Here is a 14,103-nt window from a genome sequence, read left to right on the forward strand (position 1 = left end):
CGAACACGCCACGCGACTGATGTGATGGGTTCCCGTGCGGTGGTGCCGGGGTGGCGGGGCCGAGCGGCGGGCCCCGCCACCCGTCGTGGGGTCCGGCTCGTCAGCTGTAGACGCCGAACTCGTGGAGCGAGTAGCCCCAGCCGGTGCCGCGGGCCGTCAGCTGGAGCTTGACGTACCGGGCGGTGGTGGCGGCCTCGATGGTGTCGATGTCACCGTTGCCGGAGGTGGTGGTGTGGACGGTCCGCCAGGTCGTGCCGTTGTCGGAGACCTGGACCTCGTAGGACTTGGCGTAGGCGGGGTCCCAGACGAGCTGGAGCGTGCGGATGGGTTTGGCCGAGCCGAGGTCGACCTGGATCCACTGCGGGTCGCTCCAGTCGCTGGCCCAGCGCGTCCCGGTGTTGCCGTCGAAGGCGTTGGAGGCGGGGCAGGGGCAGTCGCCGTAGGAGGCCTGGGCGGAGGAGGCGGTGGCGGGCCTGTTCAGGGCGATGTTCGTGCCGGTGACGGGCGGGGCGACGACCTTGACGGACTTCGTCTCGATGCCGGCGTTGCCGCGGCCGTCCTCGGCCTGGATGTAGACCTTCCACACGCCGAGCTTCTCGGGCGCGGTGACGGCGAAGGTGTTGTTGCCCAGGGAGCGGTACTGCGCGTCGACGAGACGCTTGTCGCCGTTGGCGTAGTTTCCGCTCAGGTAGATCTTGGGTGTGATCGGGTCGCCGTCGGGGTCGCGGATGTCGGCGCGCACCGTGAACTCGCGTCCCGCCGGGGCCGCGGTGGCCGGGGTGACGGTCATGTTGGTGATGACGGGAGGGGTGTTGTCGCCCGTGGTGGAGCCGGCGTACGCCTTCTTCACCGCGTAGTACGACAAGCGCTTGAGGCCATCCGGGAGGAGGTTGAACCAGACGCCGCCGAAGTCGTGCTCGAGGCCGTAGTGGAACATCGTCGCGCCCAGCGCGACGCCCCGGTGCCCGGTGATGCAGTCCCAGGCCTTGGTGTAGCCCTCGGCCTTCTGGACGTCGGTGGGCTCGTCGGGGACGCCGTTGACGTCGTCGGGCACCTCCCACTCACCGGCGTTCCCCGTCTCGGTGATGATGTAGGGCTTGTTGTACCCACCGTCGATCCAGTCCTGGCGCACACCGCAGATGTCGCCGTAGGCGTTCATCGAGTACAGGTCGAGGTCCGGGGCGTTGCGCTTGTAGTACGGCCAGGCTCCGGTCCACGCGTCCGTCGAGGTCACGGGGTGGTCGGGGTCGATGGAGTGGATCTTCTTGGCGACGTCGTTGACGAACGTCGTGTAGGCGTTGCGCTGGGCCTCGAGCTCGGTGCCGCTGTAACAGTTCTGCAGGCCGAGGACGGACTCGTTGCCGACGTTCCACATCAGCGTCGCCGGGTGGGACTTGTAGGTGTCGACCCACTTGGCGAACTCGGTGAGCATGGTGCTCTTGTACGTCGTGTCGGTGACGTAGTTGACGCAGCCACCGGAGCCGGGGCCGCCGCCGGGCTGGAGCCAGAAGCCGTTGACGACCTTCAGCCCTTGGGCGGCCGCGGAGTCGAGCAGCGGTTTGGTGCCACCGTCCGTGCCCCAGGTGCGGATGGTGTTGACGCCCATGGACTTCAGGTCCGGCATGTACTTCGGGGCGTCTGCGATGGCCGGGCCCCAGGTGAGACCCTTGACGGTGTACGGCTGTCCGCCGACGGTCAGCTGCCAGTTGCCCTGCGAGCCGGTCACCTTGACCGCGCCGCCCGGCGGAGGGTTGGTTCCGCCGTCGGCGCCGTAGACCTGGAACTCCCACAGGGAGTAGCCGTAGCCGCCGGAGCGGGCGAGGCCGTTCATGCGCACGTACCGGCCGGAGCCGGAGATCGCGAGGTCGTCGGTGCCGCCGTCGCTGCCGGTGACGGTCTTCGCCGTACGCCAGTCGGTGCCGTTGTCCGAGACCTGGATCTCGTAGTCCTTGCCGTACGCGCCCTCCCAGGTCAGGACGACGCGACTCAGGCTCTTGCTCGCGCCGAGGTCGACCCGGAACCACTGGGCGTCGCTCCACTGGCTCGCCCACCGGGTACCGGTCAGGTTGCCGTCGACCGCGGCGGCGGCGGAGAAGGCCTCGCCTTCCTGCGAGGAGGCCGTGGCCGGCTTGCCCTGGGACAGCAGGGACTCGGCAGCGCTCGCGCCGGGGGCGGTGGCGAGGGTGGTGAGGGAGGAGGCGAGAAGCGCTCCGAGGGTGAGGGCAGCCGCCGCGCCGCGCTTGCGGCGGGCTGGTGCGGTCATGGAGGGGGGATGGAACATTGCGGCTCCTGAGGTGAAGGGCGGTGACGTGCGACCAGCTTCCGGAAGGGCTCACCCGCCGATGCAGCGCTCTCTCGGGCCCGACGGGAATGTCATGCCCCTGTCACCTTGGGTGACGTGCCTGGGTCAGGACGCCCTGGCTGGTGGGGTGGTGCGGGAAGTGCCCCGGGCCGGGGCGCGGGGACTGTTCACCCGGCCCGGGGAGTTGCGGTCGGCTCCGTCGCGTTACCGAAGTCCGGCGGAGAGGCGATGGTCCGTCAGGGGAAGGAGACGACGGTGGACGGCACGGTCGAGGTGCCGGCGGGGATGGTGGACGCCCCGGTGTTGTTGATGACGTGGTTGTAGTGGCCCATCCCGCCGAGGGACACCACCAGGAGGCTGTGGAACTTCACGCCCGGTTTGACGGGCGCCTTGAAGCCGTGGTCCTGGACGATGGTCGGGTCCACGTTGTAGTTGCAGTAGCTGCCAAGCCCCCACGCCTCGTGGGTGTTCACCGAGTCGTCCACGCGGTAGGCGGCGTACCCCTTCGTGGTGCCGTTCTGGATGGCGGCCTGGTTGGGGGCGTCGTAGGCCTTCTCGTTCTGGTAGAAGATGGTGCGGCCGCGCTCGCCGTACCACTCGACGTCGTACTTGTTGAAGTGCTCGACGAACAGGCCGGTGGCGAGCACGTCGTCACCGTTGACCCGGACGCCGTAGTCGGCGCGGTTGGTCTCCCAGCCCCAGCCATCGCCGTGGTCGGCGCGCCAGACCCAGGTGTGGTCGATGATCGCGTCGTCACTGTTCACGACCATGCTGGTGGTGGCCTTGCCGACGTGGGCCCCGCCGATGCGGATGTACACGTCCTGCACGGTGGTGGGGTTGGCGGCGTGGTCTGCGGCTGCGCCCTGCGGCCCGATCTCCAGCAGGGTCGGGGAGTTGACCGGCCCCGCGTCGATCAGGAAGCCGGCCAGCCGGACGCCGTCGACGTCGGCGACCCGCATCGCGGTTACGCCGTTGTCCGGGATGATGGTGGCGAGTCCGAGGCCGAGCACGATGGTGTTCGCGCGGTTCACGTTGATGGTCCGGTCGACGTGGTAGACGCCGGGCGTGAACAGCAGGTGCAGGCCCTGGTCGAGCGCCTGGTTGATGGTGGCGGCGGTGGCGCCGGGTTTGACCACGTAGAACTGGCTCAGGGGGATGGACTCGCCCTGTGGGGTGCCATTCGCCCAGCTGGTGCCACGCGCGTTGACGCGCTTGGCGGGCGCGAACACCTTGTACTCGTTGCCGTCCAGGTAGAGGTACGGCTTCTCGCGGGAGATCGGGGTCGTGTCGAGCGTCGTGTAGCGGGGCTCGGGGAAGGAGGTGGCCGGAGCACCCTCGACGCCGGAGAAGGTCTGGTTCCAGACGCTGTTGGACCAGCTGCCGATGGAGCTGTCCCGGGTGTACCACTGCTGCTGCGAGTAGTTGCCGATCTGCCCGTCGACCTTGGAGTCGGCGATGTAGCCGCCGCTGGCCCAGCCGTAGCCGTTCGGCGCCAGGTTGAGGCCGCCCTTGACATGCATCCGACGGAACGAGGACGCCTGCGAGACCGCCCACCGGTTCGTGCCGTTGACCGGGTTGAGGGTCAGACCCTCCGCACCGCGCCAGAAGTTCTGGGTGGCGTTGCCGTTGAACCAGCCGGCGTCCACGGTCACGTCACCGTTGATGGTGGTGTCACCGGGACGCAGACCGAGGCCGGCGATCTGGGTGTAGAAGCCGATCTGCGCGTTGAGGTTGTTGTACGTGCCCGGCTTGAAGAGGAAGGCGTGCCGGCCGGAGCCGAACTGGGCCGACTCCTGCTGCTGGAAGACCTGGTCCAGCTTGGTCTGGATGCCGGGTGTGGACGGGTCGAAGACGTGCACGTTGGGACCGAGGTCACCGCCGCCGGGCAGCGTCGGGCCGCTGCCGTCGGTGCTGCCGTAGACCTGGAACTCCCAGAGCGAGAAGCCGTATGCGGTGGCCCGGGTGAGGCCGTTCATACGGATGTAGCGGCCGGTCCCGGACAAGGTGACGTCGTCCGTGCCCCCGTCGCCGGCACTGACGGCGGTGACGGTCCGCCAGTCGGTGCCGTTCTCCGAGGACTGGATCTGGTAGCTCTTGCCGTAGGCGCCTTCCCAGGTCAGGACGGCGCGGCTGAGCGTGGCGCTCTTGCCGAGGTCGACCTGGAGCCACTGGGCGTCCTGCCAGGAGCTGGCCCAGCGGGTGCCGGTGACGTTGCCGTCCACCGCGGCGCTCGCGGCGAACGCGGGGCCCTCGGTGGAGGAGGCGGTGGCCGTCCTCCCCTGCGAGAGCAGGGTGGGAGCGGCGGGAGCGGCATGTGCCGTCGTGGCGGGGGCCAGTGCGAGCAGGCTGCCCACAACGGCGGCGGCGAGTGCCCCGGCGATGCCCTTACGGGCCGGAAGAGGAGGGCGTCTGCGGGATGGTGCTGCGACCGGTATGCCAACAGGCATGAAAGGGCTCCTTAACAAACCTGGAACGGGAGAGCGCTCTCCAGACCTTGGCCTGTTCCTGCGGGTGCGGTCAAGGACTCGGACCGACTTTTCTTTAGTCTTCCATTAAGTGCAAGACTGCATGCGGTCGGATGACTCCGCGATGAGCAACAGATGCCCTGTTGCGACCCAGTTGGCGCCGACGGGCCGGTACGGACTGTGCCGGGCCACGGCATACCGCAGCGGCCTGCCGGGTGGGAGGGCCCGAATCCCCCCCCGCATATGCGTCAGCTCGGCTGCTTCGCGAGCGGAACGGCACGCTAGGGTTCCGCGTATGAGCAGAAAGGGCCCGACGCTGGAGGATGTCGCACGGCAGGCGGGAGTGTCGCGGGCAACGGTGTCCCGGGTCGTGAACGGGATCCGCAATGTGGACCCCGACATCCAGGAACTCGTCCGCCACACGATCGAGCAGACGGGATACAGGCCCAACCGCGCTGCCAGGTCGCTCGTCACCCAGCGGACCGAGACGGTCGCGCTGATCATCTCCGGGGCGGGCGACGCCTACACCTCACGCGTCTTCGCCGACCCGTTCTTCGGCCGGGTGGTCAGCGGCGTGGTCGGGTATCTGCGGTCGCACGCGATGCATCCGGTACTCCTGGTCGCCGAGTCCGATGCCGCCAGGGAACAGGTCGTCGAGTATCTGAGCCAGGGCACCGCGGATGGTGCGCTGGTCGTGTCCATCCAGGCCGCCGACCCCTTGCCGGAGATGCTGACCGCCGCCCGGATTCCCGTGGTGCTCTTCGCCCGCCCCGAACATCCGCACACCGTCAGCCATGTCGACCTCGCGCACGCCGAAGGAGCCCGGCTGGCAGCCGAGCATCTTCTGGCCAGGGGGTGCCGGCAGATCGCGACGATCTCGGCCCCCCAGTCGATCCCCGCCGCCCGTGACCGTCTCGACGGCTTCCGCGCGGCGCTGGCCTCCGCCGGGGTGGTCGACGTTCCTGTGGTGGAAGGCAACTTCACGCTCGACAGCGGTGCGGCGGCCATGGCGGAACTGTTGAGTGACCACCCGGACGTCGACGGCGTGTTCGCCGCGAACGATCTGATGGCTCAGGGGGCGTGCCAGTTCCTGCGTGAGCGGGGCAAGCGGATCCCCCAGGATGTGGCTGTCATCGGCTTCGACGACTCGAGCGTGGCGGTGACGTGCCGCCCTCCTCTGACCACGGTGCGCCAACCGGTGGAGAAGATGGCCGTCGCGATGGCTCGACTTCTCTCGGAGCACATCCAAGGGATGCACACCGAGCCCGTATCGGTGCTTTTCGACGCCGAGCTCGTGGTGCGCGAGTCGGCCTGAGCCGCCGCGGACGGCGTACGCCGGACACGACGGGCCGCGCCGTGCGCCCAGGTACGGCTGCGGCCCCTCGGCCTGGGGGCGGACGGGCTCGGAGCCGGAGCGCCCGGAAGGACGTCTGCTTCCTCCTACTGCGCACGAGCGACCCTGGTCACCGGGGTCACTCGGCTACGAGGCCCCGTTACGCGCGGATCTGACGGGTGGCTGCGGATGATCTCCGGGTAGCGCCGGCCGCTCGTCTTCACGGTCCGCTTCTGGGTGGCGTGGTCGACGTGGACGAGCCCCAAGCGCTTGGTCGCCGCCCACGCCTGGGACTGCGCGGAGCGCAGAGCGTCGGCCTGCGCACCGCCTGCGTCACCCGCCCTGTGGGCGATCCACCCACCTCCTCGGACGAGTTCGAACTGCGCGCCTGGTCGCAATGCAGGGCCACCGGCTTGCCCGCCTCGGCGCGGACGACCGTGACGGCCGCCCGGCACAGCGCGAGACCCCCGGTCGCCCGTGCCCTCTCACTCCTGGCGTCCCGTTGGCTGCGCCGGGTGGGTTCCGTGGCATCGCGGGCCTCGGCGGGACGGTGGGCCCTGCCGGGCGGCCCCTTCTGCTGTGCGGGCCCCTACGACTGAGCGGAGGGGGCCCGAACCTCATTGTCACTGGGTCCGCCTAGAGTCTCTCCCACTCGTCACGGTGCGTTGCCGTTGACGGGTTTCATCAGCGTGCCGCCGTCCGGCGGCCGTCCGGAACGACGGGGAGAACAGCGCATGGGGTGGGTTCCGGCGGGCGACTACGAAGTCGCCCTCGAGGCGGGCGAGGTGGTCTGCCGCAACGGGAAGGGCCGGCGGCTGAAGTCCGTTCCGGCCAGATTGAAGGACGACCCGGCGGTCGTCGGTCTACGGCAGTTGACCGAGTGGCTGGAGCGGCACGAACGCCAGTGCCTGACCGACGTCGAGCAGTGGATGGTGCGTTCGTTGCCCGTCCCCACAGCCGTGCTCGCCCGGGTCTGGCCCGACCCGGCGTGGCAGGAGGCCCTGCGGGACGTGGTGGTCACCGGCGCGGACGGTGGGGTTGCCGGGTTCCTGCGCGATGTCGACCCCGACCGCGGTCTCGGCCTCGTCGACCTGGACGGCGACTCCGTCCGCATCACCCCGGACGTCGTCAGCGTGCCCCACCCCGTCCTCCTCGACGACCTCGACGAGCTGCGGGAGTTCGCGGTCGAACTGGGGGTGCGCCAGAACGTGGAGCAGCTGTTCCGCGAAGTCTGGCGCCGCACGCCGGACCTCGCCCCGGACACCACCTCCGTGGACACCTACGCCGGCGGCGAGTTCAAGGAACTGCGCTTCCTGCACGGCCGTGTCACCCAACTCGGGTACCGGTCGCGCGGCGGATACGCGGTCTGCCCGGTCGTCGAGGACGGAGCCACCGCCGAGGCACGCATCTGGATCGGCGAACACGACGGATACGACGAGTACGGCACCGAGACGGGCCCTCTGGGCTGGACCGACCCTGCGGGGCGCGCGCTGACGGCCGCCGAGGTCGGCCCCGTCGCGTGGTCCGAGGGCATGCGCATGGCGGCGGCGCTGTACGCCGGCCGCGACGTGCAGGACGAGGAGCGAGCGGCATGAGCACCACGACGACGAACACGAACGCGAAGACGACGGCAGCGGGCGCGGCGTTCCTCCCCGCCCGGACCCAGGGCGAGAGCACCTCCGTCCCTGCCGCCGAGACACGCGCGGCGGCCATGCTGAACGCGGGCGCGATCCTCCCGGCCGGCACCACCGACCGGGACGACGCCGACGCGCTGACCGCCCGTACCTACACGCACACCGCCCTCGGCGACCGCCCCGTGGTCCGGCTCGTGCCCGGCACCCTCGGCGAAGCCGAGGACCTGGCCCTGGACTTCCTCGGGCTGGCCCGGACCGCCGAAGCCCCCGTCGTGGGCCAGGTGCGCCGCGAGACGCTGGGCTTCCCGGCCTGGGCACTGGTCAACGACCCGGCCAACGGGCACCACGCCCTGGCCCTGGTCAAGGACATCGAGCGGCTGGGCAGGCAGGCCAGGACCCGCGCCGGAGCGGCCAAGGAGGGCTTCGACGCACTCGGCACCCGGCTCGGCCGGGCCGTGCCCCACTTTCTCCCCACCTACTACGAGCAGGTGGCACGCCTCTTCCTCCAGGCCGAGAACACCACCTACGCCGCCTCCTTCTTCGGCAAGGCACGCGAGGCCGAGCGGGTGCACGGGCTGGTCGTGGACGAGGACCGGCAGCGGGCCGTCTTCCTGGAGTTCGCCTTCGCCGGCGCGCTGACGGTCAAGGCGCTGCGACAGTACGTGCGGGACCTGGTGGCCCGGCTCGCACCGGCGGACGCCTGGGCGCAGTTCCGCCGTCTGCTGGTCGAGCGCTGCGCTGCCGGCATGCCCCCGTACGCGGCGCTGCCGCAGGACGTGCGCGCGCTGGTCAAGGCCGCCGGGCTGGACCGCGAGGCCGCCGAACGCGACCTGGTGGCCGATCTGATCGGCTCCCCGGGGATCGTCCGCGCCCCCGCCTCGTTCTGGGCGGCCTACCGTGCCGCGCTCATCGCCCTCGCCCGGCGGGACGCTGCCGTGCGGGCGAGGCTCCTCGGATTCTTCCCGGAGACCTTCAGCGAGAGCGGCCAGGGCACGGACGGTGAATCCGGCTGGCTCACGCTGCTGGCCGAGGCCGAGGCCGAGGACCTGCTGACCGGTCTCCCGGGCGCCTCCCAGACCGACAGCTCCTCCGATGCCTCCGTCTCCCCGGCGGACTGGCTCGCCCGCTGGGAGGCACACCGCCGGCGCAACCGGGCCACCGCGGCCCGCAGCCCGCAGACGCTCGACCTGGCCGCTCGGATGGCGGACCGGCTGCGCGCCGACGGACGCCCCGTCGAGCTCTTCCAGGGGCGCTGGCAGCGCACCGCCGACCTGGACCTTCTCGACCTCTGCCTGGCGTCCGGCGTCCCCGTCGCCGAACCGGACGACCATGAGGACACCGTCGCACGCTCCCTCCAGCTCTCTTGCGGCCCGTGGCTCACCGACACCGCGCCCGGTGCGCGGGATCTCACCGCCGTCGCCGAACGGCCGGCCTTCCGTGCCCTTCTGAAACGGAACATCGGCGGTCTCGGCGGCCGGCACGGCCAGGGGTTGGGTGACATCGGCATGGCGAGGCTGGCGGAACACCCGGTGCTCTCCGGAATCCTGCGGGAGTGGCTGACCGCCTGCGCGGAGGAGTACACAGGCGCGCGCGGGCTCCCCGGGCTGCACACCGCCCTCCAGAAGCTCTCGGCGTTCCGCTCCGTGGTCGCGGACGTCGCTCCGGAGGCCGTGCGACTCCTCGAGGGCCACGACGTCGTGCCGCTGCTCGCCTCCACGCTGCGCACCGGCGTCCTCGACGAACTGGGCTGGTCCGCACTGGACGAGGCTTACGCCGAGCTGGCCGCCGAGGCCGCAGAGGCCGCCGCCGCGGGTCCGCGGCACCGGCGCTCGGAGGGCGTCGGCGTCACCGGCGCCTGGCCCGCGCTGATCCTGAACACGCTCGAACGGGCCGTCGTCGTCGGCCCGGACGGCGTTCTGCTGCGGCACACCCTGCGGCTGCCCGCCACCGCCGACCAATGGCGGACGCTCTCCTTCCGGTACGCCGACGGCGAGTTGCTGGTCATCTGGTGGGAGGACGGCAAGCAGCGCGGCTACTGGTCGCACCGCCCTTCCGAGGTGTTCACCGTCGGCGGCGAGCAGACTCCCCGCTGGAGCGGTTCCGGCCCCTGGGACGAGGTCTGCCTGCCGCTGCCCGGTGGCGGCCGCGCCACCGGCGGCAAGGCCCTGCACGCGGGCGACACCTCCCTTCCGCCCCAGCGCGCCGTCATCTCCGACGGCACCGGTCACTGGCGGGAAGGCCACCAGGGCACGCAGCGGGTGTGGCTGGAGTACGACCCGGCCGTCGGCACGCACGGCCGTGCCTCCCTCCCCGCCTTCCTCCGCTCCGGGGTGCGGGAAGGCACCCGGCTGCTCGCCGAGCACTGCCAGGTGCTGCCCCTCCAGCCCGGTCTGGAGACCACCCCGTTCGGCACGGACGGCACGGTCCTCGGCCGTTGGGTCCGCCGCACCGTGACCGAGGCCGGCACGGCCGCCCCCGCGGAGGGGCACCGGACCGCCGCCGGCACCCCCGACGGCCACACGGTCACCCTGCCGCACCCGATGCCCGACGGTGGCTCACCGGTGCCGCTCGGCGCCCTCACCCTGCCCGGTGGATCGCGGCCGGTCGTGGCCCTGCGCCACCGCTCGGTCGAGGCGCACCCAGCGGACACGGACGGTATCGGGGGCAGTCTGTGGTCCGTCATCCCCGGTTCCTCCGGCGGGAACAACGCTGCGGGAACCCCCTACCTGCCTCCCGTTGCCTACTGGCACGCCCTGCGCCCGAGGGACGAGCGGGGCTCCGCCGCCCTGCGCGCCATGACGGACTCCCGCGCGGACGAGCTGTTCAAGGAGGTCGTCGACGCGGTCGCCCAGCACGCGGAGGCGTTCCGGGCCGTCGAGGAGTACACCGGGCCCTCGGCGCGGGAACTGAGCGAGGAGGCTGTCGCCCGGGCGCTGCCCGAGGTGTCCGACACACGGTTCCTCGCGGGCGTCACCGCGATCGTCCGGAACGCCGTGGACCGGGCTGTCGCAGTCTTCCGTTACCTGGAACCACCCCAGCCCGCGCAGCCGGCCACCCCCCGGAACACCGCACGCGTCCAGGGCATGTTCTTCGACCACTCGCCCGAGCACGGCGACGACGCGACCTTGCGGAACGCCTCTGCCTGGGGCTCCGAGCGGATGCACGGCCACTGGGGCGGAGTCGGGAACCGGTGGACCGTGATCCGGCAGATCCTCGCCGTCAATCACGTCCTGGGCGGCGAGCCGGCGTTCGGCCCGGCCATACCCTCCAAGGCCCCGTTCACCGCCGTGGACGGCTGGCAGCGGGACGAGTACACCGTGCCGGCCGACGCCCTGGCCTGGACCTTCCTCCTCGACGAGCTGCCCGAACTGGCCTACCGGGCCGCCTCGGAAGCCACCTCCCCCGAGCACCGCGCCGGCCTTCTCGTGCTGCTGGACACCCTCGCCGCAGGTCCGCTGGCCGACCCGGCGGGCACGGTCCGGCAGGTGGAGCTCGTCGAGCCGTTCGTCGGAGGGGCAGCCGGGCCGGGACGACCCGAGGCCGTGCACCGCCTCGGCCAGGTGCTGCGCAAGGGCGCCCGCACCGTCGTCATCGTCGCCCACCGCGGCCGGAACTACCGGAACGACGCGGCGTGCTGGCTCGCCCTGGACCATGACCCGACCGGTGCCTTCGGCCCCGTCCCCGGCTTCACCCTGGACCGCGAGCACGTGTACCGGCAGGGCATCGCCCGCGACCGGCTCACCCGGCTCACCGCCCTGGTACGGAAGCAGGGCCCGGCACCCTGGCGCCCGGAGGCCGTCGAGGCGTTCCACACGGCCACCGGGATCGGTCCTCTCCAGGCCGCCGCCCTGCTGTCGGCAGCCGTCGAGGAGCCCGGCGCCGACGCGCTCGCGCTGCTCGGGGCGAAGACACGTGCCTTCGAGGCGACCCGGGCCAGGCTGGCCGCCCTGCCCCGTGACGACCGGCACGCCGTTCTCCGGGCTCTGCTGCCCGCGGACCCGGCCGAGCTGTGGTCCACGGGCCCCGACGTCCAGGCCGCCGCCGAGGTCTGGCAGAAGCGCCTGGCCTCCCTCGTCCGTGTCCCCGAAGAGCTGGACCTCGACCTCTCGGGCACCACCCCGGGCGCCGTCGACCTGGTCCTCAACGCGGGCCACCGGACCTGGCTCGCCCACGGCACCGACATGCGGGACGGAACCGGTCGCCCGGGCCTGCGCCGGGTGAGCGCACGCGGTGCCGTCCACACGGCCCTGACCGCCCTGCGCACCCTCGCCTACACGCTGCCGTACGGACACCCCCTGCGGGCGCACCTGCCCGTCGGGCTCGCGACCCTGCGTGGCCGCCTCGCCGACCAGGACCTGGTGCTGGACCTCGGTCTGGACTGGAGCGACTCGGGGGACTCCATCGGCGCCGCCATCCGCGCCGCCCACGGGCTCCCCGAGTCCGGCGGCGCCGACGCCGACGGTCTGGTCCGGGCCGGCACGGCGCTGCTCCTCGTCCCAGGCCACGGCAGCAACGAGAAGCTGCTGATTCGCCCGGCCGGCCTGACAGGCCCCGACGACCCGGCCTTCGGCCTCGTCGAAGGCATCGTCAGCCCTTACAGCACCGGCGATGTGCTCGCTCTGCGCGCGCTGCTGGGTGAGGAGACCGACGCGTTGGTCTCGGCGGGCGCAACCGACGGTTCCCCGCACCACCCGGCCCAGGACCCGACACGTGCGGTGCCCGACCTGGTGGCGGAGGTCGTCGACGTCCTCGGCCTGAGCGCGGACACCGCCGCCCTCTACCTGATGCTGCTCGCCCTGCCCGACCCGACGGACCGCAACTGCGTCCGCTGGACCGGGTGGAAGCCGGCACGGGTCAAGAAGGCCAGGGCTGAGCTCGCCGCCACCGACCTCGTGGTGGAGGCGAAGCGCTCCCGCGCCGGCCGCACCCTGTTCCTCCCCTGCGGCTGGCTCGAACGCGGCGCCCCCGGGCTGCCGCTGGAGACCTGGAAGGAACGCCTGTACCCCGTGGCCGGGTCCACCCGGATCCTGCCCCACCTCCCCGTGCCCGCACTGTTCGCAGCCGCCTGGGCACGGGCCCGGGGCGGCGACGCCCCCGCCTTCGAAGAACTCGACACCCGCGCAACCCGGAAGGGCCGCCGCCGATGACCGACGACACCACGACCACCCTGGACGGCACCACCACGGGCGGCATCCCGGACCAGGCGACGGCGCCCGGCCGGGAGCACCGCCAGATCACGCCGCCCGAGGACCGGTACGCCACCGAGCTGGCCTTCCTCGCCGCCCACGACTCCGGGCCCCGCCCTCCCGGCTGGCTGCTCACCCCGCGCGCCGTCGTCACCTTCGTGATGGGCAGCGCGGGCGAGGCACTGAGCCTGCCGAAGGGCGCCCTGCCCGGAGAGGGGGTGCCGCGCCGCCTGGCGATCGAGCAGAAGTTCGTCGGCGAGCGCGCACTGGTCGAACGGTGCGTGGTCACCCTTGCCGGAGAGCGCGGACTCCTCCTCGTGGGCGAACCCGGCACCGCCAAGTCCATGCTCTCCGAGCTGTTGTCGGCGGGCGTCTGCGGGACCAGCGCGCTCACCGTGCAGGGCACCGCGGGCACCACCGAGGACCAGCTCAAGTACGGCTGGAACTACGCACTGCTGCTCGCCCAGGGCCCCTCCGAGCAGGCCCTGGTGCCCTCCCCGGTACTCACCGCCATGACGCGGGGCGCCGTCGCCCGCGTCGAGGAGGTCACCCGCTGCCTGCCGGAGGTCCAGGACGCCCTCGTGTCGCTGCTCTCCGAGCGGCGGATCGCGGTTCCCGAACTCGCGGGCGGCGAGGGTGCCCAGGTGCACGCGGCCCCAGGGTTCACCCTCATCGCCACCGCCAACCTGCGGGACAAGGGCGTCTCCGAGATGTCGGCGGCGCTGAAGCGGCGCTTCAACTTCGAGACCGTGGGCCCCATCGGGGACGTGGACGCCGAGACCGCGCTGGTCCGGCGCCAGTCGCGGGCAGCCGTCGAACGCGTGGGCGCCGCCTACCAGGTGGACGACGCGGTCCTCGAAGCCCTGGTCACGGCCTTCCGGGACCTGCGCGAGGGCCGCTCAGTGGAGGGCTGGGAGGTCGAGCGCCCCTCCACGGTGATGAGCACGGCGGAGGCGGTCTCCGTCGCCGGCTCCCTGGGCCTGGCCGCCGCCTACTTCCCTGGCGACCGGGACGTGCTCTCCCTCCTGCCCGGCCATCTGCTCGGCGTCGTGCGGAAGGACGACCCCACCGACGCGGCACGGCTGCTGGGGTACTGGGACGGGCCGGTGCGCAGGCGCGCGGAACAGGGGTCGGCTACCTGGCGTGCTCTGTGGGACCTGCGCGCGGCGCTGGAGAACTGACG

Annotated in this window: 6 protein-coding genes and 1 pseudogene; 5 read left to right on the forward strand and 2 right to left on the reverse strand. The window is 72.0% G+C overall.

Translation table 11 applies throughout. The annotated features are described in order from the left end of the window. Window positions 1–100 precede the first annotated feature (100 nt). Entirely contained in the window at window positions 101–2,263 is a 2,163-nt protein-coding gene (locus OO67_RS22600) for a discoidin domain-containing protein (RefSeq protein ID WP_033303025.1), read from the reverse strand. 275 nt (window positions 2,264–2,538) lie between these two features. Then, window positions 2,539–4,749, reverse strand: a complete 2,211-nt coding sequence (locus tag OO67_RS22605; RefSeq protein WP_033302962.1) for a discoidin domain-containing protein — start codon at window positions 4,747–4,749, stop codon at window positions 2,539–2,541. Window positions 4,750–5,062: 313 nt separating this feature from the next. Between OO67_RS22605 and OO67_RS22610 the strand changes: the two genes are divergently transcribed. The 5 genes and pseudogenes from OO67_RS22610 to OO67_RS22625 all read left to right on the forward strand — a co-directional run bounded on the left by OO67_RS22610 (window position 5,063) and on the right by OO67_RS22625 (window position 14,101). Next, window positions 5,063–6,082 carry a LacI family DNA-binding transcriptional regulator gene (locus OO67_RS22610; protein WP_033302964.1) on the forward strand — a complete coding sequence of 340 codons (1,020 nt, stop codon included), beginning with the start codon at window positions 5,063–5,065 and terminating at the stop codon, window positions 6,080–6,082. 279 nt (window positions 6,083–6,361) lie between these two features. Beyond that, window positions 6,362–6,489 (forward strand): annotated as a pseudogene (locus OO67_RS40010) (haloacid dehalogenase type II); the annotation flags it as partial. A gap of 345 nt (window positions 6,490–6,834) precedes the next feature. Beyond that, window positions 6,835–7,695 carry a DUF4132 domain-containing protein gene (locus OO67_RS22615; RefSeq protein ID WP_033302966.1) on the forward strand — a complete coding sequence of 287 codons (861 nt, stop codon included), beginning with the start codon at window positions 6,835–6,837 and terminating at the stop codon, window positions 7,693–7,695. Further along, on the forward strand, window positions 7,692–12,881 hold the full coding sequence (locus tag OO67_RS22620) for a hypothetical protein (RefSeq protein WP_033302968.1): 5,190 nt from the start codon (window positions 7,692–7,694) through the stop codon (window positions 12,879–12,881). The genes OO67_RS22615 and OO67_RS22620 overlap by 4 nt, the downstream gene beginning before the upstream one ends. After that, the gene (locus OO67_RS22625; protein WP_033302970.1) at window positions 12,878–14,101 is read left to right on the forward strand and encodes an ATP-binding protein; all 1,224 of its coding nucleotides are present in this window, start codon (window positions 12,878–12,880) and stop codon (window positions 14,099–14,101) included. The genes OO67_RS22620 and OO67_RS22625 overlap by 4 nt, the downstream gene beginning before the upstream one ends. Window positions 14,102–14,103: the final 2 nt, after the last annotated feature.

This window comes from Streptomyces atroolivaceus (assembly GCF_000717025.1).
GTDB lineage: Bacteria > Actinomycetota > Actinomycetes > Streptomycetales > Streptomycetaceae > Streptomyces > Streptomyces atroolivaceus.

Excerpts from the sequence above, each read along its gene's own strand:
- OO67_RS22600 (WP_033303025.1), bottom strand. The coding sequence starts at position 2,263 with ATGACCGCACCAGCCCGCCGCAAGCGCGGCGCGGCGGCTGCCCTCACC.
- OO67_RS22605 (WP_033302962.1), bottom strand. The coding sequence starts at position 4,749 with ATGCCTGTTGGCATACCGGTCGCAGCACCATCCCGCAGACGCCCTCCT.
- OO67_RS22610 (WP_033302964.1), top strand. The coding sequence starts at position 5,063 with ATGAGCAGAAAGGGCCCGACGCTGGAGGATGTCGCACGGCAGGCGGGA.
- OO67_RS22615 (WP_033302966.1), top strand. The coding sequence starts at position 6,835 with ATGGGGTGGGTTCCGGCGGGCGACTACGAAGTCGCCCTCGAGGCGGGC.
- OO67_RS22620 (WP_033302968.1), top strand. The coding sequence starts at position 7,692 with ATGAGCACCACGACGACGAACACGAACGCGAAGACGACGGCAGCGGGC.
- OO67_RS22625 (WP_033302970.1), top strand. The coding sequence starts at position 12,878 with ATGACCGACGACACCACGACCACCCTGGACGGCACCACCACGGGCGGC.